Here is a 24,097-nt window from a genome sequence, read left to right on the forward strand (position 1 = left end):
ATAGGAATAATTCACTGTTACGCGGCCTGGCGCCGCGCTGCCGGCAAGGCCAGCGAGATCGTCGTGCCGCCGCCGGGCGTGCTGTCGATGGCAAATTGCGCACCGAGCCGCTCGGCTCTTTCTTGCATGATACGCAAGCCGATCTGCAATTCCGTTTTCTTGTCGCGCAGGTTGGCGGCAAAGCCTTCGCCATCGTCGCGCACCTGCAGCGCGAAATCGCGCCCGTTTTCCACGCGCAGCGCCACGTTGCTCGCTTGCGCATGCTTGCGGATATTCGACAGCGCTTCCTGCACGATGAACAGGATCTGCAACTGCTGCTCGGGCGCCAGCGGCGCGCCATTGCCGCTCATGTCCAGGGTGCCGACGACGCCCGTCTGCAGCTCGAACTTGGCCAGCACTTCGCTGAGTTTGCTTTCCAGATCGCTGCCATGCCAGCGCGTGCGGAAATTGACCAGCAATTCGCGCACGTCCTGGTAGCTTTGCTCGACGCCCATGCGCATCAGCGGCAGCACTTCGGCCGCTTCGTCGAGCTGGCCCCGGCGCACGGAATCGTCGAGCATCTGCACTTGCAGGCTGATGAAATTGAGGCTTTGCGCGATGCTGTCATGCAAGCCTTCCGCCAGCAGGCTGCGTTCGCGCGCCACGGCAAATTCCTTCTCGCGCGCGATCAGGCGCTGGTTTTCAATGGCGATGCCCAGGCTCTGGCCCAGGGTTTCCAGCCAGCCCTGCTGCTGCGCATGGGCCGCTTGGGGCCGCGCAAAGTGCAGCGAAAAACTGCCCACCACCTGTTCGCGCGCGAGGATGGGAAAGACGGCGATGGCGATGAACCCTTCGTCCTGGCAGCGGTAGCGCTGCAAGGCATCGGCCTGGCGGAAATCGCGGATCTGGATCACGCCTTGCGCCACGGCCGCGCCGCACAGGCAATCATTGTTGCGGATGCAGTGCTCCTCTTCCACCATGGCGTCGGAAATGCCTTCATGCACGATGATGTGCACGGTGTCCTGCTGCGGATCGAGGATGCGCACGGTGCCCCCTTCCGCCTGCGCGAACTGCATCACGTGGCGCAGGAAGCCGCGGCACAGCGCATCGATGGCGTGCTGTCCTGCCAGCAGGGTGGAAATGTCATGCAGGGTGGCCAGCTGGCGTTCCTGCGCGGCGCTCAGGCCCGATGCGGCTTGCGCCAGGCGGCGCTGGCGCCAGCGCGATGCTGGAAGTTGTTTGCGGGAAGGTTGACTGCGCGGCGCATGCATGAAGAACTCGAATCTGAAAAGTGGTGCGCCCGGCAAGCGCTGCGGCCTGCCGGGCTGGTAAAGGTTACAAATGGATCTCGGTGCCCAGCAGCTTGACGAACTGCGCCAGCCAGGCCGGATGCGCGGGCCAGGCGGGCGCCGTGACGAACTGGCCATCCGTGACGGCGTCCGTGACGGCGATGTCGGCATACGTGCCGCCCGCCAGCTTCACTTCCGGCGCGCAGGCGGGATAGGCGGAAATGCGCTTGCCGCGAATGACGTCGGCGGCGGCCAGCAATTGCGCGCCATGGCAGACGGCCGCGACGGGCTTGCCCGCGTCGGCAAAATGGCGCACGGCGGCAATGACTTTCTCGTTCAGGCGCAGGTATTCGGGTGCGCGGCCGCCGGCGATCATCACGGCGTCATAGTGGGCCGGGTCGATCTCGTCGAAGCTGGCGTTCAGGGTGAACAAATGGCCCGGCTTTTCCGTGTAGGTCTGGTCGCCCTCGAAATCGTGGATGGCCGTCTTGATCGTCTCGCCGCTTTTCTTGCCGGGGCACACGGCATGCACGGTATGGCCCAGCATCAGCAGGGCCTGGAACGGCACCATCGTTTCATAATCTTCTGCAAAATCGCCGGTCAAAAACAGAATTTTCTTCGCTGCCATTTGGTTCTCCTATGAAAGATTGATCCCGCGTCCCTGCCAGCAAGACGCACCGCAAGGCGTATCTTAGCGCGACTTGGCAGCCATACTGGATATTTATCAAACTTTTGCGCCTTGATCGAGGATTTTACAGGCTGAGGCAGAATTTTTTACAGGCTCACAGGTCCAACTCGAATACCCCTACCTGAAAGCCTGGCCATGAGCCCTTCCACCAGCCCCCTCGCTGCGCCTGCCCTGATCCGTATCTTCGACCATTTTGCCTATGCGCAGCAGGCCCGCAGCGCCCTGCTGGACGACGGTTTTTCCGCGCAGGCCGTGCAGCTCGACACGGTCGACGATGAAGCCGTCCCCGTGCAGGGCAAGGCCGCGTGGCGCGGCATGTTCCGCCTCGTCGTCGCCATCGGCAATGCGCAGGAACGGGAACGCGCGCATGCCATCGTGCAAGCATGTCACGGCTGCGATATCGAACAGCGCACGGCCAGCCACGCGGGCAGGCGGCGCGCCGGCGCCGCCGCGCTCGCCGGCTGAGGCGCCCTCCCCCGCGCGGCCGAATTATGGCAAGATCAGGCTTCCTTCATTCCACAGTGGAACTTGCCATGATTTTTGAAATTGCCCATATCCAGATCAAATCGGCCACGCATGCTGCCTTCGAAGCGGCCGTGACGAAGGCCGTGCCCCTGTTCCAGCGCGCGCGCGGCTGCGAGTCGATGCGCCTGGAACGTTCGATCGAAAACGGCGACGCCTACCGCCTCGTCGTGGGCTGGGCCACCCTGGAAGACCACACCGTGCATTTCCGCGGCAGCGACGACTTCCAGGCCTGGCGCGCCCTGGTGGGCGAATTCTTCGCTGCCCCGCCCCAGGTCGAGCACATGAACACGGTGGTGACGGGGTTTTAAGACGGCGGCTGCGGTGAACCCGGCACACATGGCGGGACGTGACGCCGTATTCCCGTCCGCCTTGCCGGCTACCAGGTGATGTGGTCCGCTCAGCTTGTCCGATTACGCGCGGCCTTGCCGCGCCAATCAGACCTGCCTAGACCGGTGCCTGGACGGCGGGATGGTGAAACACTTGCCGCAAATACGCGAGGAAGGTTTCATCCTTGCACAGGGTCTTGCCCGGCGAATCCGACAATTTCGCCACGGACTGGCCATTGCAGCGCACCAGTTTCATGACGATGTTGAGCGGCGTCAAACCGACGTCGTTGGTGAGATTGGTGCCGATGCCGAAGCCCGTCATGATGCGGTCGGCGAAGTGCTGGTACAGGGCAAACGCCTTGTCCAGGTCCAGCCCGTCCGAAAACACGAGGCGTTTGGTATTGGCGTCGATGCGCAGGGCCGCGTAGTGGGCCAGCGCCTTTTCGCCCCACTCGACGGGGTCGCCCGAATCGTGGCGCAAGCCGTCGAACAGCTTGGCGAAATACAGGTCGAAGTCGGCCAGGAATGCATCCATGCCCACCACGTCCGTCAGGGCGATGCCCAGGTCGCCCCGGTATTCCTGCACCCAGTCTTCCAGTGCCGCCTTCTGAAAGTCGCGCAAGCGCACGCCAAACGACTGGAACGACTGCATGTATTCATGCGCCATGGTGCCGATCGGCACGATGCCCAGCTTTTTCGCCAGGTACACATTCGACGTGCCCTTGAAATACTCGGGCACTTCGCGCGCCAGGCGCTGCACCACCTCGTCGTGCCAGGCGCCGGAAAAGCGCCGGCGCACGCCGAAATCGGAAAATTCAAATGGATGCTTGCGCCGCGGCAGCTTGCCGAATTCCTTGACGGCCGCCACTTTCAAGCCCAGGCGGTGGCGCCCTTCGCGCATGGCCGCATCGAGGTCGAAACGGCGGAAATACAGTTCATTGATGATGTACAACACGAAAATCTCAAAGCCCATCACATGCACCTGCGGCCCGGCCGCGTGCACGAGCAAGGTGTCGCCGTCCGTGCTGACTTCGATGAATTTGCGCTGGAAGCGGAACACCGTCAAAAAGTCGACGAAATCGCTCTTCATGAAGCGCAGGGTGCGCAAATAGGCCAGCTCGTCGTCGGCAAACGACATCGAGCATAAATGGTCGAGCTGCTCTTCCAGTTCGCCCTTCAGTTCGGCCAGGGGAAAGGCGGTTGCGTTGCGGCAGACAAATTCGTATTCGGTATGGGTGTTCGGATGACCGTGCAGCAATGCTTGCCACATTGTAAATTTATACAGATCGGTTTCCAGCAAACTGCGCACTATCGGGGTCATGTGTGTTTTCTCCAACTTCCTGAAGCCAGAATAGTACGCCACCGCAAGCATTTCAGCAGGACACAATCGACAATGGCTCAGGCAATCGCATTGGCCTGCAGTTCGGGCAAGACGTCGGCGGACGTGGCCAGCCGCGCGCCGCGCTCTTTCATGGCAGCAAGAAAGTCGCGTTGCTGCGCTTCAAAGCCCGTGACGGGACTCATGCAGTCCGTCAGCAGCACCAGCCGCGCCAGCGCCTGCCGTCCCTGCTGCGCTTTCAGGTAGTCGGCAATGTGCTCGGTGCTGGCTCTCACGCAATGGCTGCCCGCCTCGCCGGCCACATAAATCTGCTGCGCCGGCAGCAGGGTGGCAAGGAAGTCCAGGTTCAGCTGGGTGGCCCCGTCCTGCGGATCGGGCACTTCCGCCATGACGGCCGAGTAATGCTCGGTCCACGGATTCGACCCCTTGCTCAGCTTGGCGACCACTTGCAGCCGCTCCACTTCCCAGCCGTTGTAGGCGGCGCGCACGGCCGCATGGATATTCTGCCCCCAGCTGCCGATTTCGCAGTGCACGGGCCACACCATCAGCTGGTAGCGCCCTGCTTGCTGCAAGGCATCCAGATAGGCCAGCGCGCGCGGCAAGGCGCCGCTGGCGGCGGGCAGGAACAGGCCGTCGCGCACCTGCTGCGCAGCGATCTGCGTAAACGGTGCGACGGGGCCGCCATCGCCCGTGCGCCAGAAGGCGGGGTGGGCGATGTCGTAACGGTGGTGGGCGTCGAGCGTCACGCTGATCTGCGTCAAGCCGCTCCCCCCTTCACGGATCAGCTGCGCCACGCGCAGCATGTCGGCGTGGGCGCCGGGCACGGCCAGCGCCGGCGCGGCATCTGGCGGCAGCCAGACGGCAGGCAAGTCGCAAAAATCGTTTTGCGGGTCGATGACGAGCAGGTGCAACTGGCGTTTCATGGCGGTCCTCTGGCGTGGCGATATCGTGCATGATACGGGCAACTGCACCGGTGCGCCTGCACCGGCTACGTCCGGACCGTGCTCATTCGCAATAATTTACACCGAAACAAGTCACGCGGCGCTTCAGGGATGAAAGACGTAGCGGCGCCGGCGCCGCTCGACCAGCTTGACGGCCACCTCGCCCGCTTCCGCCACGGCGTCCGCTTCCGTTGTAAACTGGTGATCGGCCGATACCCTGCGCTTCTTCACCAGGTTCACCCGGTGCATGGGGTTGCGCGACGGGGCATAGATGGCGACGTAGGCGCCCCACAGCTTGCAGCCCCGCAAAGGTTCCGCCGTGTAATTCACCTCATAAAAATCAACATACTTTATCGGCACGATGTTCGCTCCAAAAATGACATGGCCGGACAGCTTGTCTCTACGGACTGACACGGTAAAAAGGTGAAACCATGCGCTCGCGCCTGCTCGGAATACTCGATGCGGCTCTCTGTTTTTATCACGCGGCACAGGAGAAAAAGGATGAATGACTACATCATCTTCATGCATGACGACACGCAAGTACCGATGGACATCGCCACGTCCGCCTGGGAAGACTACTTCGCCATGCTCAAGGCCAGTGGCCGCTTCTGCGGTGGCAGTTCCATCGGGCCCGGTATCTGCGTGCACCGGTCGGGCCAGGCCAGACCCGTCACGCCACACTTGTCAGGCTATATACGTGTGCAAGCTGAAAGTATAGACGATGCAAAAAAATTATTGGTGGGCAACCCCGTACTGAACGCAGGTGGCACGGTGGAAATCCGCGAGCTGCCGCGCGACTGACGCGGCGTGGCTGGCCCCTACTTTCCCGCCTCGGACGCGGGATGCATGGACCAGACGACGCTGAGAATTTTCCATTCGCCGTCGCGCTTGACCATCTGCCAGGCTTCCACGCCATAGTTGGACAGTTTGTTATCGACGAGGAATTCGTAGTCGAAGTTGACCCACGCCACATGGCGGTCCTGGGTGATCTTGACGTTGTAGAATTTTTCTTCCGTGCGCAGGGGTTCGCGCTTGATGAAGTTGGCGAAAGCAATGTAGCCGGCCTGCGCGACGCCGTCGAAATGGACGTCCGTCGTATCGCGCATTTTCTTGATGAAACCGTCGTCGGCAGGCGAGGCGAACAGGATGTTCGTGTGCAGCATCAGCGACGACAGCAGTTTGACATCCTTGGCGATCAGCGCCGCCTGGAAGTCGGCGACGACTTTTTCGATGGCGCGGATGTCTTCAGGCGTGGAGGCGTGGCGCCCCACGTGGGGCGGCGCCACGGGCGCAGTTTGCGCTTGCGCAATGCCTGCCGCCAACAGGGAACATCCGAACAATACTGCGCTTGCCAGCTTGTGCATGGGGGACTTTCATGGCGAACCGCTCGCCGGGCTGGCACGGGGCGCGCCGCCGGCAAGCTTATGTCAACCATGGTAGATTGGCAATCCTCCATCCGAACTAGGCTTGAAGCAAACTCAGGCGGCCAAGGCCTCGATCGAGGCACGGCCCTTGGCGATCGCGCTGGCGACGGCATCGTCGCCCATGGCCACGCCTTCGGCCTGCACGAACTCGATCTCGGTGATGCCGATGAAGCCCAGCGCCGTGCGCAGATAGGTGCTCAGGTAGTCATACGCGGCACCGGGGCCTTCGCTGTACACGCCGCCGCTGGCTGTGAAAATGACCGCTTTCTTGCCCGTGGCCAGGCCAACGGGGCCCGTCGCCGTGTACTGGAAGGTGCGGCCCACGCGTGCCACGTGGTCGATCCACGCCTTCAGGGTCGAAGGCACGGAAAAGTTGTACATGGGCGCGGCCAGCACCAGCACGTCGGCCGCCAGCAATTCATCGACCAGGGTATCGGACACCTGCACGGCCACAGCCGCCTGCGCGCTGCGCTGGTCGGCCGGCGTGAAGAAGGCGCCCATCATCTCTTCCGTCAGGTGCGGCACGGGCTGCGCGGCCAGGTCGCGCTCGATGACGCTGGCCCCTTGCGCCGCCAGTTTGGCGACGAATTCGCCGGACAATTGACGCGACAGGGAACCGCTGTTGCGCACGCTGCTATTAATGTATAAGACCTTGCTCATGAAGTGCTCCTGTGAAAACGGGGATGGGGATGGGCCGCATCGCAGCCCTTGCACACAGCATAGTTCGGGTCTACCATCGATGAAACCGTGTAAATATAAATGATTAGCATCGAATTTCTAGATATGGAGTCGCCATGAGAGAACCGGGCCAGCCTTCGCTCGACCAGTTGCGCGTGTTTGTCGCCGTCATCGACGCGGGCGGCTTCGCCCATGCGGCACGCCAGCTGCACCGCACGCAATCGGTGATCAGCTACACCATCGCCAACCTGGAGGAACAGCTGAACGTGGTGCTGCTCGACCGCGGCAAGCGCAAGCCCACCTTGACGGACGCGGGCAAGGCCCTGCTGGCCGATGCGCGCGCCGTGGCCCTGAAAGTCGACGGCATGCGCGCGCGCGCCAAGGCGCTGGCCGGCGGGCTGGAGGCGGAAGTGTCGGTGGTGGTCGACGTGATGTTCCCCACCTGCGTGCTGGTACGCGTGCTAGAAGCGTTCCAGGCGCAGTTTCCCACCGTCGCCCTGCGCCTGCGCATCGAAGCCATGGGCGCCGTGGCGCAGCTGGTGATGGATGGCAGCTGCCACATCGGCCTCGGTGGCTGGATGACGGCCACGGCCAGCGTCTTCGAGCGCCTGGCCGTGGGCCACGTGCGCCTGATTCCCGTGGCCGCCCCCAGCCACGCGCTGGCGCAGCTGGAAGGACCGATCGCATCGAACGTGGCGCGCGAACACGTGCAGCTGGTGCTCAGCGACCGCAGCGATCTGACGCAGGGCCAGGATTTCGGCGTGCTGGGATTGCGCAACTGGCGCCTGGGCGACCTCGGTTCCAAGCACGCGCTGCTGCGCGCGGGCCTGGGCTGGGGCAACATGCCCGAAGCGATGGTGCGCGACGACCTGCAGGCCGGACGCCTGGTGCACCTGCCGCTGGCCGTCGACAAGGGCGAGAATTACCCGATTTACCTGATCCAGCGCGCCGACACGCCGCCGGGCCAGGCGGGCAAGTGGCTGACGGAGCGTTTTGCGGAGCAGTTGCCGCTGCTGGTGCAAATCTTCTAGAATCGCGCGCGGGCGGGCGGGTATCATGCCTCAACAAACCCCAAACAAATGCTGGGGTCAGACCCTCAACACCGCCAACGCAAAGCTTAGTGCCAACGTGTCCGGGGGTCTGACCCCAATTTCAGACACAACCTTGAAGAGATTTCCCATGGCCGGCATCGACGACTTCGTCAACAAACAAAAACCTGGCGCGCGCTTCGTCATCACGGCCCAGATGCTGCGCATGACGCCGCAGCAGTTCGATTCGCTGGCGCAGGAATGGATGGAGGACGGCGGCCCCGGCTTCGACGTGGCCGGCATCCCGCACCGGGTGGTCGTCGACGGACAGTTCTATATTGCCCGGCTCACCGTGGCGCGCCACGGCGAGCCGGCATAAGGCCTAGTCGACGCCCAGCACGTGCAGGCGGCGGCGCAGGCGCGCCACTTCTTCCGATAAGTCGACCACCAGCGCGGCCAGTTCCGCATTCGCGTCAAACACGGATTCGATTTCGTGCAGGCGGCGCGCGCGCACCAGGTCCAGGCTGGTGAAGCGCCAGGCCGTCAGCTGTCCCGCCGGCGGACCATTCTGCAGCAGCACGCCCGTCTGCACATGCTGCACCACCCAGTCCGGCTCCACGGCGCAGGCGCGCGCCAGTTCTTCCAGGCTCAGGGCACGGTCTTCGAGCAATTCGCCAATTACCTTGTTTGTCATGATTTACCCTCCCAGCTTCTGGCGCGGATTGAAAGCCATCTCGCGCGCCATGGTTGCATACAGTTCGCGCGCCTTGTCGTCGTTCGCCGGCGGCAGCACCACTTCCAGCAGCAGGTACAGATCGCCCGGCTGGGCGGCGGGAATGCCGCGCCCCTTCAGGCGCAGCTTGCGCCCCGTCTGAGAATTGGGCGGCACGGTGACGGCCACCGTGCCCGATGGCGTGGGCACGTCGATCTCGCCGCCCAGCGCCGCCTCCCATGGCGTGACGGGCACCGTCTCGAACACGTCGCGCCCTTCCACCTTGTAGCGCGCATCGGGCTGGAAGCGGATTTCCAGATACAGATCGCCGGCCGGCGCGCCGCCGCTGCCCGGATGGCCCTGGCCCTTCATGCGCAGCTGCTGGCCTTCCGTGACGCCCTTCGGTATCGTCACTTCCAGCGTGCGCTCGCGCGTCACCACGTGGCCCTGGGCATCCGCCTCGGGCACGCGCATGACGATGTGGCGCTTGGCGCCCTGGTAGCTGTCGTGCAGGTCGATGGTGATGGCAGCGTGGCTGTCCTCGCCCTGCATCTGGAAACTGCTGTTGGCGCGACGGCGTCCGCCCACGTGGGCAAACAGGTCGGCAAAGAAATCGCTGTCGTCGGCGCCCGACGATTCGTAGCCCGAACCCCAGTCCGGCGGCGGCCGGAAGGGCTGGCCCTGCGCCCCCTGGTTGCGGCCCAGTTCATCGTAGGCGGCGCGCTTTTCCGCGTCGCCCAGCACGCCGTAGGCTTCGTTGAGGGCCTTGGTGCGCTTGTCGGCGTCCGGTTCCTTGCTCACGTCGGGATGGTATTTGCGTACCAGCTTGCGGTACGCCTTCTTGATCTCGGCCTCGGTCGCCGTCTTCTCGACGCCAAGTTCCTTGTAGTAGTCCTTGTATTCCACCGTGCTTGCTCCCCATGGTTGAACCGCCTGTGGGAAGAGTACACGAATTGGCCGTGACATAGCGTGCGCACAATACAACAGCGCCCGCGGAACATCGGTTACGCGGGCGCTGGAAAGGAAGCCTAAAAACGCCTAGCGCACGCGGCGCAGCGAGGAAATGCGGCGGTCGAAGCCGCCGTGCAGGCGGCCGTAGCTGCCTGGGCCCATCACCATGCAGCGGCCACGGAAGTTCGCGTCGACGCAGAATTCCCAGCGGCCGTAATTGACGACGATCGATTCGGCACGATCGTTGAAGCCATAGCGGCTCAAGTCGCGCACTTCGCGGTCCAGGCGCACGGGCCGGCCGCGCATGCCCGCATCGGGGAACATCAGCACGGCGCCGTTCATGTCGGGACGGTGGCCGCCGCCATGGCCTGGATAGCCGGGATAGGGACGATCGGGCTCCGGACGCGGAGGACGGGGCGGATACGGACGGTGATCGCCGCCGCCATGGCCCGGACGGCCCACTTCGCGCACGGAGGACACGGCGTCGTTCATGCCCGGCATGGTGTCGTAGCGGCCAGGCTGCAGCACGCGGCAGTTGCCACGGTAATTGGCGTCCTTGCACACTTCCCAGGTGCCCGAGCGCACGATGATGCTGGAGGTCTTGTCGTTAAAGCCCATGCGCGACAGGTCGCCAGTGTCGGAACGCAGGGTGACCGGGCGGCCGCGGAAACCGGCATCCTCGAACAGGGTGATTTCGCCCGCGGATGCGGCAAGGGGGGCGAGGAAGGTGGCGGCGCACAGCAGCGCGGGCCGGAAAGATCGAACCATGACAACTCCAATACTGATTACATTTTCGCCAGTGTAGTCCAGGCGGCAGGCGGCGAGTGTAACAAAGGGCAAGCAAATGTCAGCACACGGCAAGGAATGTAAAAACCGCCTGGCGGGATCAACCCGGCAGGCGGCCTGTCAGTACTGCGTCAAGGCGGCATCAGCGCACGCGGCGCAGCGAGGAAATCTGGTTCTCCATGCCGTTCAGGCGCCCGTATTCGCCCGGCCCGATCACTTCGCAGCGGCCGCGGAAGTTCGAATCGCTGCACACTTCCCACTGGCCCTCGTTGACGACGATGGACGAGGCGCGGTCATTGAAGTTGTAGCGCACCAGGTCTTCCGCATTGCGGTCCAGCGCCAGCGGTTCGCCGCGCATGCCCGCTTCGGGGAACAGCAGGACGGCGCCGCGCTGCTGGTACTGCGGATATTGCGGCTGCTCGTACTGCGGCCGGTCGTATTGCTGCTGGCGGCGCGCTTCGCGCTCGTCCACCATGCGCGCCGACGAGACGCGTCCATCGAGGCCGCGTCCCAGGTCGTCGTGGCGGCCGGGGCCAAAGATGCGGCACACGCCGTCGTAGTTCGCGTCGCTGCACAGCTGCCAGTAACCGTTGTAGATGACGATGCTGGTGGTGCGGTCGTTGAAACCGATGCTGACGAAATCGTTCGTGTCGCGGTTCAGGCGCGCCGAGCCGCCATTCTGGCCCGCGCCCGAATACACTTCCAGGACGCCGCCGCGGCCATAACCGCCGTTGCCCCGATCCGGGTCGCGCCCCGGGCGTCCCGGGTTGTAGCCGTCGCCGCGTCCCGATTCGCGCACCGAGCTGATGGCGTCGTTCATGCCCGGCATCGAGCGGTATTCGCCTGGTCCCAGGGTGCGGCAATTGCCGCGAAAGCCTGCATCCGTGCACACGTCCCAGGTACCCGAACGCACCATGATGCTCGATGTCTTGTCGTTGAAGCCCATGCGCGACAGGTCGTCCGTCGTCTCGCGCAGGGTCACGGCGCGGCCGCGGAAATTATCATCCTCGAACAGGGTGATTTCGCCCGCATGGGCACCGGCGTGGGCCGCCAGTGACAGCAGCAGGGTCGCGGCGCATGCCAGCACGTGTTTGAAAGGGCCCTTCATGATTAACTCCATTCTTCATTCTTTGGTGATGATACGCCTGGCGATTGCGCCAGGGTGTTATTGTAACAAATACAAGGCCTCGGCGAAGGCCCGATCGCGCGCTCAGTACAGGCGGCGCAGCGAGGAAATGCGCTTTTCCAGCGTCGTGCCCAGGGTTTCATACTTGCCCGGCCCCCTGCGCTCGCAGGTGCCGTTGAACTGCGAGTCCGTGCACACTTCCCAGGTGCCTTCGTTGATGACCATGGAGGCAGCCTGGTCGTTGAAGTTCAGGCGCACCAGGTCGTTGACGTCGCGGTTCACCTGCAGCCCGGGCCCATTCAGGAACGCGCGGCCGTACAGCACCACCAGTCCCTCGTTGTTTTGCGGACGGTTCTCTTCGCGCGGATCGACCATGCGCGCGGACGACACGCGCCCGCTCAGGCTGCCCAGGTCGTCGTGGGTGCCAGGCCCGAACACGCGGCAGCTGCCGCGGTAGTTGGAATCGCTGCACAGCTGCCAGTAGCCATATTCGATGCGCGCACTGCTGGCGCGGTCGTTGAAGCTGATGTCGACCAGGTCATCGCGGTCCGCGTTGATGCCGGCCGACGCGCCGCGCTGGCCGCCGTCCGCATACAGCTCCAGCGCCGCGCGCCGACCGCCGCCGCTGCCGCCGCTGCCGCCAATTTCGCGCACGGATGAAATCTTGTCGTTCATGCCCGGCATCGAGCGGTAGTCGCCGCGTTCCAGCGTCTTGCAATCGCCCTTGAAATCAGCATTCGTGCACACTTCCCAGCTGCCCGATTCGACCTGGATGCTCGACGCGGTGTCGTTGAAATTGACGCGCGACAGATCATCGGTCGTATCGCGCAAGACCACTACCCTGCCCTTGAAATTATCGTCGGTGTACAGGCGGATCTCGCCGGCCTGCGCCGCGAGGTGGACAAACAGCGAACTGGCGCACAGCAGGGCAAAAGCGAACGGGCGATTCATGGGGCGGTCTCCGGTGGCGGCAAAAGTAAGTGATCGACATGACAACTGATGCCAGTTTAGCCATCCGCAGAAAAAACGGTGTAACAAAGTATGAGAAAAGGACAACAAATTGTTACCAAAAGCAATAACCAGCCCTGCGGGAGCCGGTTATTGCCATTTGGCTGACGCGCTGCTGCGCGTCAGCGCACTTCGCGCACCGAAGAGATGCGGTTGCTCAGGCGCTCCAGGTTCGCGTATTCGCCGGGACCCAAGGTGCGGCAACGGCCGCGGAAGTCCACGTCCTCGCACACTTCCCAGTACCCGGCGCGCACGCGCACGCTCTGCGCCGTGTCGTTGAAGTCGCGTTCGCGCAGATCGGACGCGCCATTGCGCACGGTCAGGCTGCGGCCGACAAAGTCGTCGCGCGTGTACAGGGTCAGTTCGCCGCCCAGTGCGCGGCCCGGCAGGTGGCCGCGCTCGCGGTCACGTTCCCGGTGCCCGTCCCACTCGCGTTCGCGGTCGCGGTCGCGGTCGCGGCCCCAATCCCGGTCGCGTCCCGGGTAGCCGCCGCCCCAGCCGCGCACTTCGCGCAGCGACGTGATCTTGTTGGCGCGGCCATCGAGCGACGGGTAGTCGCCCGCCTCGAGCAGGAAGCATGCGCCGCGGAAATCAGCGTCCTCGCACGCCTCCCAGCGCCCCGAGCGCACGCGGATGCTTTGCGTCGTGTCGTTGAAGCGGAGGGCTTCGAGGTCGGGGACGGCATCGCGCACGGTCTGCGAGCGGCCCAGATAATCGTCGCGCGAATACAGGGTCAGTTCGCCGGCGCCGGCCAGTTCGGCCGTCATGGCGGCGCCCAGCAGCAGGGCGCAGTTCAAGGCTTTCTTCAACATGGTCTTACTCCATAGTCAGGATAGTACGGTGTGACTATTTGGTCATCTTGCCAAATAGAGCGCGCAGTCTATCCGCGACTGGCATTCTTAGCTGTAACAAATGATTACCGCGGCCAGCCCCCCGGGACCTGCGGCGGACAAGCACGGCGAATGCCGGTAGAATCTTGTGTTTAGTCAAGCTTTCCGCCCATGCCACACACTACCTCGTTCACCCTGCCCGCCATCCGCACTGAAGTGTCCTCGCTGTGGAAGCTGGCCTGGCCCATCCTGATCGGCCAGCTGGCCACCGTCGGCATGGGCGCAGCCGACGTGGCGATGACGGGCCACACGAATCCCGAGGAACTGGCGGCCGTGTCGCTGGGCGCGGCCATCTGGTCCATCGTGCTGGTCACCGTGAGCGGCATCATGATGGCGATCAATACGCTGGTGGCGCACGAAATCGGCGCCGCGCGCCACGACCGGGTGCCGCACATCGTGCGCCAGTCGCTGTGGAAGGCGCTGCTCGTCGGCCTGGTGGCCTGCCTGCTGACGAACATGGCGGCGCTGGTGTTCGACCACCTGATGCTGGAGCCCGCCGTGGCAGCCAAGGCCAAGCTGTTCGTGCACATCATCAGCTGCGCGCTGCCGCCGTTCGCCGCCTACCGCGCGCTGTACGGCTACAGCACCAGCATCAACCAGACCAAGCCCGTGATGGTCATCGCGCTGGCTGCGCTGGGCCTCAATATCCTCGTCAACTACCTGCTGATCTACGGCCACTGGGGCATGCCGAAGATGGGCGGCGTGGGCTGCGCCGTGGCCACCACCTGCTGCGTGTGGATGATGCTGCTGGCCATGCTGGCCTGGATCAAGATCGCCCCCGCCTACCGCGCCACGTATCCGTTCACGCACTGGGAATGGCCGCAGCTGTCGTCCATCGGCCCCATGCTGCGCCTGGGCCTGCCCATCGGCGTGACCTACTTTGCCGAAGTGAGCGCCTTTGGCGTCATCAGCCTGCTGGTGGCGCGCTTCGGCGTGATCCAGGTGTCGGCGCACCAGATCGCCCTCAATTTCTCGTCCGTCGTCTTCATGGTGCCCCTCACTTTCGGCATCGCGCTGGTCACGCGCGTGGGCCACGCGGTGGGCGAAGCCAACCTGCGCAAGGCCCGCTTCATTTCGTGGGTGGGCGTGGCCATGTCGCTGACGGCGGCCATCGTCTCGGCCACCGTCATCACCATCTTCCGCCACCAGATTGCGCAAGCCTACACGTCCGACCCGCAGGTGCAGGCGCTGTGCGCGCAGCTGCTGCTGTTTGCCGCCCTGTTCCAGCTGTCCGACGCCACGCAGGTGGCGACGTCGTGCGCGATCCGCGGCTACAAGGTGACGCGCCAGCCGATGCTGATCCAGCTGCTGGCCTTCTGGGGCTTCTCGCTGCCGATCGGCTATGTACTGGGACTGGCGCCGGCCGGCTTCCCCTGGTCGCCGGCCGAGCCCATGGCCGCCGCCGGTTTCTGGATCGGCCTCGTCACGGGCCTGACGGTGGCCGCCGTGCTGCTGACCTGGTACCTGAACCGCCTGTCGCTGCGCCGCATGCGCGAAGCCTGATGCCAGGCCTGACACCAGAACAAGGAGCCGCCATGCCGCAAGCACGCCCATTCAGGCAAGTCGATGTCTTCAGCAAGGTGCCATTCATGGGCAACCCGCTGGCCGTGGTGCTCGACGCGAATGGCCTGGACGACGCGCAGATGCAGGCCATCGCGCGCTGGACGGGCCTGTCGGAAACCACCTTCGTGCTGACGCCGCGCGACCCGGCGGCCGACTACCGCGTGCGGATCTTTTCGCCCGAGATGGAGTTCCCGTTTGCCGGCCACCCGACCCTGGGCACGGCGCACGCCCTGCTCGACGCGGGCATGCAGCCCAAGGGCGCGCGCATCGTGCAGGAATGCGGCGTCGGCCTGGTGCAGATCGAGCGCAGCGCTGACGGCGTGCTGGCGTTCCAGGCGCCGCCCTGCACCACGCGCGAGCTCGCCCCCGCGCTGCTGCCGCTGCTGCAAGCGGCGCTGGGCGGCGGCGCAGCCGCTTGCGGCACCGTCGTCGAGATGGGCATCCGCTGGCTGTGCGTGCCATTGGCAAGCGCGGCGGACTGCCTGGCCGTGCACGCCGACATCGCCGCGCTGACGGCCTTGCTGGCCGCCGCCCGGGCGGACGGCCTGGCGCTGTATGGTCCGCACGATGCGGGCGGTCCGGCCGACTACGAAGTACGCGCACTGCTCAGCGAACACGGCGCGCTCGTGGAAGACCCCGTCACGGGCAGCGCCAACGCCTGTATCGCGCAGCTGCTGGCGGGCGCCGGCTACCGCGCGCGCCAGGGCACCTGTTTGCAGCGCGACGGCCGCGTAGCCGTCAGTTTCCGCGCTGGCCACGCATGGATAGGCGGCGCATGCCTGACCGTGATCGCAGGTACGATATTGGCCTGATCACGGAAAAGCGCCATGGAATGGGCGGCTGTTGGATATTTTTGACGAAGGAAATACGGCCAGGACCGTCTTATTCCGTGGCCCGGGCTATCGCATAAACAGGCACGCTCTGGTATCGTCTTACGCTTAGGCAACGCTCAAGCTCGCCTCTACATGCAGTGCCATTCATTCCTCCAACTACCGAGACATCCATGCGTTTTATTCTTTGTTTTCTGGCCGCGATGGCCAGCGTTCCCGCATCGGCTGAAAAGCTGACCCTGGAACGCATCCACGCCGATCCGGCGCTGGCCGGCCCCGGCGTGCGCAACCTGAAGGTTTCGCCCGACGGCGAGCGCGTCACGTTCCTGCGCGGCCGCGCCGACAACCAGTTCCAGCTCGACCTGTGGGAATTCAAGCTGAAGGACAAGAGCACGCACCGCCTGGTCGACTCGAAGGCGCTGGTGCCGAATGAAACGATCTCGCCCGAAGAACAGGCGCGCCGCGAACGCGAACGCACGGCCAGCCTGAACGGCATTCTCAGCTACAGCTGGTCGCCGGACGGCAAGCAGCTGCTGGTGCCGCTGGCCGGCAATCTGTACCTGGTCGATGCGGCCCACCCGGACAAGGCGCGCCTGGTCGCCAAGGGCAATGTGCTGGACCCGAAAATCTCGCCGAAAGGCCGCTATGTGTCGTTTGTGCGCGATCAGAACATCTATGTGATCGACCTCAAGTCGGGCAAGGAACGCCAGCTGACCGCCGACGGCAAGGGCACCATCCGCAACGGCGAAGCCGAATTCGTGGCGCAGGAAGAAATGGGCCAGCGCACAGGCTACTACTGGGCCCCAGACGATTCCGCCATCGCGTATAAGCGCTATGACGAAGCGCCCGTGCCCGTCGTGCGCCGCTTTGAAATCTTCGCCGACCGCACCGACGTCGTGGAACAGCGCTACCCTGCCGCCGGCGACCCGAACGTGCTGGTGCAGCTGCTGATCGTCTCGCCGGAAACGGGCGCGCAGCGCCAGGTGGATTTGGGCACGAACCCGGACATCTACCTGGTGCGCGCCGACTGGAGCGCGGATGGCAAGTCGCTCGTGTACCAGCGCCAGTCGCGCGACCAGAAGACCTTGGACCTGGTGGCCGTCGATGCGGCGACGCTGGCGCAACGCACCCTGCTGACGGAAACGTCGAAGACCTGGGTCAGCATCCATGACGACCTGCACTTCCTGTCGAACGGCACCTTCCTCTGGTCGTCCGAGCGCACGGGCCGCAACCACCTGTACCTGTACGACATGGGCGGCAAGCTGCTGCGCCCGGTCACTTCGGGCGAATGGGGCATCGACAGCGTGCTGGCCGTGAATGAAAAAACCGGCAAGGTGTATGTGTCGTCGAACCGCGACGCGGTGATCGACAAGCAGACCTACGCGCTGGCCCTGGACGGCAGCACGGCCGACAAGCCGCAGCGCGTGACCAAGGCCGACGGCTGGCACGACACGAAGTTCTCGAGCAATGGCGAAGTCTTCGTCGACACGTATTCCGACCCGGCCACGCCGCCGCAAGTGAGCATCCGCCGCCCGGACGGCGCCATGGTGGGCTGGCTGGAAGAAAACGCGCTCAATGCCAGCCACCCGTACGCGAAATACAAGGCCGATCACCTGCCGACGGAATACGGCACCCTGAAAGCCAACGATGGCCAGACGCTGTACTACTCCATCGTCAAGCCGTCGAACTTCGACGCGGGCAAGCGCTATCCCGTCTACCTGTCGACGTATGGCGGCCCGCATTCGCAGCACGTGGCTCGCCGCTGGGGCAACAACTTCGACCAGTACATGGCGCAGCAGGGCTTTGTCGTCTTCCGCCTCGATAACCGCGGTTCGTCGCGCCGCGAGCGCGCGTTCACGGACGCCATCTATCACAACCTGGGCGCGGCGGAAGTGGCCGACCAGCTGGTGGGCATCGACTGGCTGGGCAAGCAAAGCTTCGTGGACGCGAAACGCATCGGCGTGTTCGGCTGGAGCTACGGCGGCTTCATGACCCTGCGCTTGCTGTCGGCCGCCTCCGACAAGATCGCCATGGGCGTCTCCGTGGCACCCGTCACCGACTGGTCGCTGTACGACACCCACTACACGGAGCAATTCCTCGGCATGCCGAAGGAAAACGTCGATGGCTACAAGGCCAGCACCGTGTTCGCCCACCTGGACGGCCTGAAGTCGCCGCTGCTGCTGGTGCACGGCATGGCCGACGATAACGTCCTGTTCAGCAACAGCACGCGCCTGATCGACGCGCTGGTGAACCGCGGCGTGCAGTTCGACCTGATGACGTATCCGGGCGCCAAGCATGGCATCTCGTCGCGCGCGGGCCAGCGCCACGTGTACAAGAAAATCGAGATGTTCTTCAAGCAAAACCTGGGCGTCGCAAAGTAAGGCGCGCCCCCAATAAAAAACCGCCGCCTGTCTCGCGACAGGCGGCGGTTTTTTTATGCGTGCGCCAGATTACGGTTTGCGCGTAACGGTTTCCACCGCATCTTTCACGTCGCCAACTTTCTTCTGCACTTTGCCTTCGACCTGGTTTGCCAGGCCCTTGGCTTGCTGTTCTTCGCTGCCGACCAGTTTGCCAGCTTGCTCCTGGATTTTACCGCCGACTTCCTTCAGTTTACCTTCGACTTGATCTTTGTTCATGATGGATCCTCACTGTAGTTGGTACATCTGTTGTCCCGCCCGCAAGGGCCGGTACTGCGGCTCACACGCTGTTGCAAACTGCTTGCTGCGTGTCGATGTGTCCATACTACGGGGCGGCGGATCAATGCTCTGTACGGTTCCTAACACATGGTCAATATGCGCGAATGTCGGCGATCACGCGGGCTTGCGCCACACGGTGGCCAGCCACGGCTGCTGGTCGCGCGGCAAGCCCGGCGGGCGGTAATACTGCTCGACCAGGCCGAAGCCGGCCGCCTGCACATATGCGGCCCACGTTTCCTCGTCGTGATAGCTGCCGTAGCGGGCGCCATTCCAGCCTTCCTGGTTCTGTCCGCGCGGGTTCGAGCTGAACAGCACGCCGCCCGGCTTCAAACAGGCGTACAGGGCGCGCAGCACGGAGGGCAGGACGGCGCTGGGCACGTGGAACAGCACGGCATTGGCGAACACGCCGTCGAAGTGCGCGGCCGGCAAATCGAGGTCGACGAAATCCTGCTGCCACACGGTGCAGCCGCTGTAGGCGCGCGCCATCTCGACGAAACTGGGGCAGCCATCGACGCCCGTGGCATGGTGGCCCATGGCCGTGAATGCCTTCAGATCGCGGCCAGGGCCACAACCCAGGTCGAGGATCGCCAGGGGCGCGGGCTTGCCGATGGCGTTCAGCAGCGCGGCGATATTCTGGCTGACATCGTGGTCGCGCGTGCCTTCGAAAAACTGCGCGGCGCTGGCGTCGTAATGGGCCAGGGTGCGGCCCGTGATGGCGTGGATGGGGTCTTGCGGTGGGGTTGGCTTCATGGCGGTCCTGTCGGTATATGCCGCCATTTTACGGTGCCGGCGCGCTGCGCGCCGGCACCCCTTATCACTACCAGACGCGCACGCGCTGTTCCGGCGCCAGGTACAGCTGCTGCCCCGGCTGGACGTCGAAGGCCGGGTACCAGGCGTCGAGGTTGCGCACGGTAGCGGCGCGGTATTGCGCCGGCGCATGCCCATCGGTGAGGATTTGCTGGCGCGCCGCCGCTTCGCGCGCCTTGCTGCGCCAGCTCACGCCATAGCCCGTGAAGAAATCGCGGTCCGCACCCGCCTGCGCCGGCTTGCCCTGCTGCGACAGGGTGAACGCGTCATGCGCGGCCGCCACGCCGGCCAGGTCGGCCAGGTTTTCGCTCAGGGTCAGCTGGCCATTCACGGCCAGGTCGGGAAACGGCTTGTAGGCCGCGAACTGCGCCACCAATTGCCTGGACGCGGCCTGGAAATGCGCCAGATCCGCTGGCGTCCACCAGTCGCGCAGCTTGCCCTGGGCGTCGAACTGCGCGCCCTGGTCATCGAAACTGTGGCTGATCTCGTGGCCGATGGTGGCGCCGATGCCGCCATAGTTGGCCGCATCGGATGCTTGCGGGTCGAAGAACGGCGGCTGCAGGATGGCGGCGGGGAAATTCAATGCATTTTGCAGCGGCAGGTTGACGGCGTTGACCAGCTGCGCCGGCATGGCCCAGGCCTTGCGGTCCGGAGACTGGCTCAGCTTGGCCAACTCCTGCCGGTAATGAAACTGCTCCGCCCGCTGCACATTGCCCAGCGCGTCGCCGCGCACCACGCGCAAGCCCGCATAGTCGTCCCAGCGTTCCGGGTAGCCCACGCCCACGTACAGGGTCTTGAGCTTTTCCTGCGCCTGCGCCTTGGTGGCCGGCGCCATCCAGTCCAGCTTGTCGATGCGGCGCGAGAAGGCGGCGACGATATTCGTCACCATGTCTTGCACGCGGGCTTTCGATTCCGGTGGGAAATAGCGCTCCACGTACAGCTTGCCGACGGCGTCGCTGAGGGCCGCATTTGTCGCGGCCAGCGCCCGCTTGCTGCGCAGCGACTGCTGCGGCGTACCGCTCAGGGCGCTGCCATAGAAGGCAAAGCGCTGGTCGGCGGCCGCCTTCGGCAAAATGGTGCTGAAATGGTTGATCGTATGGAAGGCCAGGAAATCCTTCCACGTGGCCAGCGGCACGCTTGCCACCAGCGCCGCGCTGCCCGTCACGGCCGTCGGGTGCCAGACGATGAAATCCGTCTGCGCGCCCAGGCCGGCCGCCTGGAAGAAAGCCTTCCAGTCCAGGCCCGGCGCCTTGCTGGCGAAGTCGGCGGCGCGCCACGCATTGTTGCCCTTGGCGACATCGGCCGAATCTTCGCGGCTGGCGTGGCTCGCGGCAATTTGCTGCTCCAGCGCAAACACGCGCGCAGCACGGGCCGGCGCATCGCTGTAGCCGCCCTGCTTGAGCATGGCGGCGATATGCGCCTGGTAGCCTGCGCGCAAGCCCTGCATGCGCGCGCTGTCGCCCTGGTAGAAGGCGCGGTCGGGCAAGCCCAGCCCGCCCTGCAGCAGGTAGGCCACGTTGCGCGTCGTGTCGTTCAAGTCTTGCGCCACCCACAGGCCGAACAGGTTTTCCGTATAAAAATTCGTGGCATTGAGGGGGTCCACGTCGGCGCGCAGGCTCTCGCCCAGCGCGCGGGCCAGTCCGGCCCGGTCATGCACGGCGTCGATCTTCTTCAGCAGCGGCTTGATCGGCGCCCAGCCTTTCGCTTCGATAGCCGATTCATCCATCCAGGAGCGGTAAAAATCGCTGACCTGGCGCGCCGCCGCGTCCGTCTGTGGCGCCGCCGCCAGGCCTTCGACGAGGCCGATGATGCGCTCGTTGGTCGAGTTGGCGAGCATGGCGAACGAGCCCCAGCTGCTGCGGTCGGCGGGGATCTGCGTGCTGCGCAGCCAGTCGCCGTTCACGTAGTCATAGAAGTCGTCGCCTGGCAAGACTTTCACGGGGGCGGCGGCCGTGTCGCCGGCGGCCTGGCCGTGCGCCTGGGCCGGCAAACCGGCCAGCGAGACGCCGGCCAGGGCGAGGACAATGGCAGCCTGGACTGGCGTCCGGGACCAGGAAAAACGCAAACCGTGCATGGCGATCCTTTCGATCAAATAGCTGAAAATGAGCTGACAATGAGCTGTAACCAGGGCTGAAATCATAGCGTGTTTCCCGCCCAAAAACCGCTGCTGAACTTTTTTGCCCGAGCATAAAAAATCGGCCTATAGTTTCACGACCCCGTGCCGCGTCTACGCCAAGGAGATTGCCATGCAACTGGAAGCGCTGTTCCAGCATCCCCACGCCCTGCCTGCCGCCCCGAAGATCGTCGATGAACTGGTGCGCAGTTTCGACAACCCCGCCATTGCCACGGAAGACATCGCGCGCCAGCTGGGAGCGGACCCCGTGCTGAGCGCCAAGCTGCTGCGGCTGGCCAACTCGGCGTATTACCACGTCTCGCGCAGCATCGGCACGGTGGAAGACGCCGTGCTGATGCTGGGCTTTGTAACCGTGCGCACGCTCGTCATCAGCTCGGGCCTCGTCAGCGGCTTCAAGACCGTGCCCGGCCTGAACCTGCAGCAATTCTGGCGCTACAGTCTGCACAGTGCCGTGTCGGCGCGCTGGATCGCGAGGCAGACGGGCGACAATCAGGACCTGGCGTTCACCATCGGCATGATGCATGCGATCGGCCAACTGGTGATCCATGCGGCCATGCCCGAGCAAGCCATGCAGCTCGACAAGATCGCGCCCCCGCTCGATGCGCGCCGGCTGGACGCGGAACGGGTGTCGCTGGGCTATGACTATGCGCAGGTGGGCGCCGAACTGACGCGCCGCTGGAAGTTCCCCGCCGCCTTTGCCGAAGCCATCGCCGCCTTCCCCGATCCGCTGGCCAAGCCGCCGTTGAACCGCCTGGCCGCCATCGTGCACCTGGCCGCCTGGCGCGCGCGCATCGATGAAAACCAGTTGAGCAATGAAGAAATCATCGCCTGCTACCCCAGCGACGTGGCTGAAGCGCTGGGCTTGCCGCCCTCTGTGCTGGTGGACAAGATGCCGCCGCCTGCCGAACTGAGCGCGGGACTGGAAGAACTCGTCAAATAAATCTGCCGCCGCCGTACTCGCTCCCCCAGCATCCATGCGGCTTGGCGGGCGATTCCGGCGCTCCGCCGGAAATCATGCAAATTATTTTCACTTTTTTTTCAAAAACACCCTCAAGTTCCCGATCAGCACGCCGTTAATCTAGACAAGCGGTAATCCATTCACTAGTTACGGGTGTGCTCATGACCTCCAACGACGTTCTCTCGATGTATGAAAATATTGCAGGAATGACCAATAAAATGGTCGTGGCCGCACGTTCGAGCGACTGGGATGGCCTCGACACCCTGGAAAACCAGTGCGCCAGCGCCGCCAGCACCACCATGACGGGCAAGGTGCCTGCCCTGGCCGGCGCCTCGCGCCTGCGCAAGATCGACTTGCTCAAGCAAATCCTGGCCAATGACCGCGAAATCCGCACCATCACGGAACCGTGGATGGCGCAGCTGTCAAACGCAATGCCGGGCTCGCGCGCCCGCATGTAAATAAGCAAGTAAATAAGCAAGCGCCAGAAACAGCAAAAGCACCCGCGGGTGCTTTTTTTACGTCTGCCGCCTTGCCGGGGAGCGCGGCGTCTGCGGCGCGCGGGAAACAAGGAGGGGGAATTTGGAAGGCGAGCCCCAGGTATCTCCTGGCGTCGCCTCGCTGCCGGTTGCATCCGGCGTTCGCGAGCACATCGTCGGCATCGCAAACCGCTTCCAGACCCAGGCGTTTATGCAACGCTACACCTGTTTGCCGCGCCACACTATCGTTGGTGACTGCGCCAGGCTGGGGCTGTTTTGTCGTAGAGCAAGTCCACTGAATTAATCATATCACCATATTTAAGAAACAGGCAACACGCGATACAAGCATTTTTCTGTCTTTTTTCAATATCTTTTTTTATATCAAATTCCAGCCCCGCCTTACCCTTAACGCGAGAACGGCTCCGCTTCCGGCTCGGCCGCCTCTTCCTCCACCGCTTCCGTCAGTACGGGCACATCCTTCTTCTTGCGGCCGAATGGCTTGCGCAGCAAGACCCAGTATTTCGATGGCGCAACCGGCCCCGCCGCCTGTTTGCGCTTGCGCACGACATACGCGACGAGCGCCGTCAACAGCAGGAAGACCAGGGTGCCGATACCGAGCCACAGCAAGCCATTGCCGCCGGCTTTCTTTTCCTTGTCCGCCGCGGGCGCCGCGTGCAAAGGCTTGGGCTTGGCATGGGGCGCTTCCGCCACGGCCGGCGCGGCAACGGGTGCAACGGCGCCAACGGTGGCGACGGGCAGCGCCAGCGCCTTTTGCAGGGCGCCGATCTTGCCCTCCAATTCACCGAGCTTCTCATTCAGGGCCGTATTTTTCTCATCCAGCGCCACGCACGCTTGCGCCTGCTCCATATTGGCCTGCGGCGCGCACGCGGCCGCAGGCGCCGTGGCGCGGCGCAACGGTGCCGGGCGCACTGCGGGGGAAGCC

26 protein-coding genes and 1 pseudogene are annotated in these 24,097 nt (G+C 64.2%); 10 read left to right on the plus strand and 17 right to left on the minus strand.

The window, feature by feature from the left end:
• Window positions 1–17 precede the first annotated feature (17 nt).
• Together GCN75_RS24925 and GCN75_RS24930 are read right to left on the minus strand one after the other, a co-directional pair.
• Window positions 18–1,250, minus strand: coding sequence for a GAF domain-containing sensor histidine kinase (locus tag GCN75_RS24925; RefSeq protein WP_152284783.1), 1,233 nt, complete (start codon window positions 1,248–1,250; stop codon window positions 18–20).
• 64 nt (window positions 1,251–1,314) lie between these two features.
• Complete coding sequence (locus tag GCN75_RS24930; protein ID WP_071324937.1) at window positions 1,315–1,896, minus strand: DJ-1/PfpI family protein; 582 nt, start codon at window positions 1,894–1,896, stop codon at window positions 1,315–1,317.
• Between the two features lie 195 nt (window positions 1,897–2,091).
• Here GCN75_RS24930 and GCN75_RS24935 point away from each other — a divergent pair, with 195 nt between their 5' ends.
• Together GCN75_RS24935 and GCN75_RS24940 are read left to right on the plus strand one after the other, a co-directional pair.
• The gene (locus GCN75_RS24935; RefSeq protein ID WP_152284784.1) at window positions 2,092–2,421 is read left to right on the plus strand and encodes a hypothetical protein; all 330 of its coding nucleotides are present in this window, start codon (window positions 2,092–2,094) and stop codon (window positions 2,419–2,421) included.
• A gap of 68 nt (window positions 2,422–2,489) precedes the next feature.
• A complete protein-coding gene (locus GCN75_RS24940) occupies window positions 2,490–2,789 on the plus strand; it encodes an antibiotic biosynthesis monooxygenase family protein (protein ID WP_152284785.1) in 300 nt (99 codons plus the stop codon).
• Between the two features lie 136 nt (window positions 2,790–2,925).
• Here GCN75_RS24940 and pncB read toward each other — a convergent pair whose 3' ends face one another.
• From pncB to GCN75_RS24955, 3 genes are all read right to left on the minus strand, one after another.
• The gene (gene pncB, locus GCN75_RS24945) at window positions 2,926–4,128 is read right to left on the minus strand and encodes a nicotinate phosphoribosyltransferase (RefSeq protein WP_152284786.1); all 1,203 of its coding nucleotides are present in this window, start codon (window positions 4,126–4,128) and stop codon (window positions 2,926–2,928) included.
• A 77-nt stretch (window positions 4,129–4,205) separates the two neighbouring features.
• Window positions 4,206–5,069 (minus strand): cysteine hydrolase family protein, encoded by an 864-nt coding sequence (locus GCN75_RS24950; RefSeq protein WP_152284787.1) that lies wholly within the window; start codon window positions 5,067–5,069, stop codon window positions 4,206–4,208.
• Window positions 5,070–5,192: 123 nt separating this feature from the next.
• On the minus strand, window positions 5,193–5,447 hold the full coding sequence (locus GCN75_RS24955; RefSeq protein ID WP_152284788.1) for a hypothetical protein: 255 nt from the start codon (window positions 5,445–5,447) through the stop codon (window positions 5,193–5,195).
• Window positions 5,448–5,588: 141 nt separating this feature from the next.
• On the opposite strand from GCN75_RS24955, the gene GCN75_RS24960 reads away from it, so the two are divergent.
• A complete protein-coding gene (locus GCN75_RS24960) occupies window positions 5,589–5,888 on the plus strand; it encodes a YciI family protein (protein ID WP_152284789.1) in 300 nt (99 codons plus the stop codon).
• A gap of 17 nt (window positions 5,889–5,905) precedes the next feature.
• On the opposite strand, the gene GCN75_RS24965 is transcribed toward GCN75_RS24960, so the two are convergent.
• Complete coding sequence (locus GCN75_RS24965) at window positions 5,906–6,451, minus strand: nuclear transport factor 2 family protein (RefSeq protein ID WP_152284790.1); 546 nt, start codon at window positions 6,449–6,451, stop codon at window positions 5,906–5,908.
• A 114-nt stretch (window positions 6,452–6,565) separates the two neighbouring features.
• Window positions 6,566–7,171: an FMN-dependent NADH-azoreductase gene (locus tag GCN75_RS24970; RefSeq protein ID WP_152284791.1), complete on the minus strand. Its 606-nt coding sequence runs from the start codon at window positions 7,169–7,171 to the stop codon at window positions 6,566–6,568.
• Between the two features lie 134 nt (window positions 7,172–7,305).
• On the opposite strand from GCN75_RS24970, the gene GCN75_RS24975 reads away from it, so the two are divergent.
• Together GCN75_RS24975 and GCN75_RS24980 are read left to right on the plus strand one after the other, a co-directional pair.
• A complete protein-coding gene (locus tag GCN75_RS24975; protein WP_152284792.1) occupies window positions 7,306–8,220 on the plus strand; it encodes a LysR family transcriptional regulator in 915 nt (304 codons plus the stop codon).
• 148 nt (window positions 8,221–8,368) lie between these two features.
• Window positions 8,369–8,596, plus strand: coding sequence for a hypothetical protein (locus tag GCN75_RS24980; RefSeq protein WP_086146325.1), 228 nt, complete (start codon window positions 8,369–8,371; stop codon window positions 8,594–8,596).
• Window positions 8,597–8,599: 3 nt separating this feature from the next.
• On the opposite strand, the gene GCN75_RS24985 is transcribed toward GCN75_RS24980, so the two are convergent.
• The 6 genes from GCN75_RS24985 to GCN75_RS25010 all read right to left on the minus strand — a co-directional run bounded on the left by GCN75_RS24985 (window position 8,600) and on the right by GCN75_RS25010 (window position 13,612).
• On the minus strand, window positions 8,600–8,911 hold the full coding sequence (locus tag GCN75_RS24985) for a MerR family transcriptional regulator (RefSeq protein WP_099665182.1): 312 nt from the start codon (window positions 8,909–8,911) through the stop codon (window positions 8,600–8,602).
• A gap of 3 nt (window positions 8,912–8,914) precedes the next feature.
• A complete protein-coding gene (locus GCN75_RS24990; protein ID WP_152284793.1) occupies window positions 8,915–9,835 on the minus strand; it encodes a DnaJ C-terminal domain-containing protein in 921 nt (306 codons plus the stop codon).
• Between the two features lie 132 nt (window positions 9,836–9,967).
• The gene (locus GCN75_RS24995) at window positions 9,968–10,648 is read right to left on the minus strand and encodes a beta/gamma crystallin-related protein (RefSeq protein ID WP_152258076.1); all 681 of its coding nucleotides are present in this window, start codon (window positions 10,646–10,648) and stop codon (window positions 9,968–9,970) included.
• A 160-nt stretch (window positions 10,649–10,808) separates the two neighbouring features.
• Complete coding sequence (locus GCN75_RS25000; protein WP_193317648.1) at window positions 10,809–11,774, minus strand: beta/gamma crystallin-related protein; 966 nt, start codon at window positions 11,772–11,774, stop codon at window positions 10,809–10,811.
• Window positions 11,775–11,876: 102 nt separating this feature from the next.
• Complete coding sequence (locus GCN75_RS25005; RefSeq protein ID WP_152284795.1) at window positions 11,877–12,743, minus strand: beta/gamma crystallin-related protein; 867 nt, start codon at window positions 12,741–12,743, stop codon at window positions 11,877–11,879.
• Between the two features lie 179 nt (window positions 12,744–12,922).
• Window positions 12,923–13,612 (minus strand): beta/gamma crystallin-related protein, encoded by a 690-nt coding sequence (locus tag GCN75_RS25010; protein WP_152284796.1) that lies wholly within the window; start codon window positions 13,610–13,612, stop codon window positions 12,923–12,925.
• Window positions 13,613–13,801: 189 nt separating this feature from the next.
• On the opposite strand from GCN75_RS25010, the gene GCN75_RS25015 reads away from it, so the two are divergent.
• The 3 genes from GCN75_RS25015 (at window position 13,802) to GCN75_RS25025 (ending at window position 18,464) form a co-directional block, all read left to right on the plus strand.
• Window positions 13,802–15,193 (plus strand): MATE family efflux transporter, encoded by a 1,392-nt coding sequence (locus tag GCN75_RS25015; RefSeq protein ID WP_152284797.1) that lies wholly within the window; start codon window positions 13,802–13,804, stop codon window positions 15,191–15,193.
• A 32-nt stretch (window positions 15,194–15,225) separates the two neighbouring features.
• The gene (locus tag GCN75_RS25020) at window positions 15,226–16,065 is read left to right on the plus strand and encodes a PhzF family phenazine biosynthesis protein (RefSeq protein ID WP_152284798.1); all 840 of its coding nucleotides are present in this window, start codon (window positions 15,226–15,228) and stop codon (window positions 16,063–16,065) included.
• Between the two features lie 191 nt (window positions 16,066–16,256).
• Complete coding sequence (locus GCN75_RS25025; protein ID WP_152284799.1) at window positions 16,257–18,464, plus strand: S9 family peptidase; 2,208 nt, start codon at window positions 16,257–16,259, stop codon at window positions 18,462–18,464.
• A 69-nt stretch (window positions 18,465–18,533) separates the two neighbouring features.
• On the opposite strand, the gene GCN75_RS25030 is transcribed toward GCN75_RS25025, so the two are convergent.
• The 3 genes from GCN75_RS25030 to GCN75_RS25040 all read right to left on the minus strand — a co-directional run bounded on the left by GCN75_RS25030 (window position 18,534) and on the right by GCN75_RS25040 (window position 21,660).
• The gene (locus GCN75_RS25030) at window positions 18,534–18,719 is read right to left on the minus strand and encodes a CsbD family protein (RefSeq protein ID WP_035825486.1); all 186 of its coding nucleotides are present in this window, start codon (window positions 18,717–18,719) and stop codon (window positions 18,534–18,536) included.
• A gap of 174 nt (window positions 18,720–18,893) precedes the next feature.
• Window positions 18,894–19,529, minus strand: coding sequence for a class I SAM-dependent methyltransferase (locus tag GCN75_RS25035; protein ID WP_152284800.1), 636 nt, complete (start codon window positions 19,527–19,529; stop codon window positions 18,894–18,896).
• Window positions 19,530–19,596: 67 nt separating this feature from the next.
• Window positions 19,597–21,660 carry a M13 family metallopeptidase gene (locus tag GCN75_RS25040; RefSeq protein WP_226941559.1) on the minus strand — a complete coding sequence of 688 codons (2,064 nt, stop codon included), beginning with the start codon at window positions 21,658–21,660 and terminating at the stop codon, window positions 19,597–19,599.
• A 172-nt stretch (window positions 21,661–21,832) separates the two neighbouring features.
• Between GCN75_RS25040 and GCN75_RS25045 the strand changes: the two genes are divergently transcribed.
• Together GCN75_RS25045 and GCN75_RS25050 are read left to right on the plus strand one after the other, a co-directional pair.
• Entirely contained in the window at window positions 21,833–22,660 is an 828-nt protein-coding gene (locus tag GCN75_RS25045; protein WP_152284802.1) for an HDOD domain-containing protein, read from the plus strand.
• A gap of 179 nt (window positions 22,661–22,839) precedes the next feature.
• Entirely contained in the window at window positions 22,840–23,136 is a 297-nt protein-coding gene (locus GCN75_RS25050; protein ID WP_152284803.1) for a flagellar protein FliT, read from the plus strand.
• Between the two features lie 423 nt (window positions 23,137–23,559).
• On the opposite strand, the pseudogene GCN75_RS29350 reads toward GCN75_RS25050, so the two are convergent.
• Window positions 23,560–24,097: pseudogene (locus GCN75_RS29350) on the minus strand (hypothetical protein); the annotation flags it as partial.

Source organism: Janthinobacterium violaceinigrum (assembly GCF_009208555.1).
In the GTDB taxonomy this organism is placed as follows: Bacteria; Pseudomonadota; Gammaproteobacteria; order Burkholderiales; family Burkholderiaceae_D; genus Janthinobacterium; species Janthinobacterium violaceinigrum.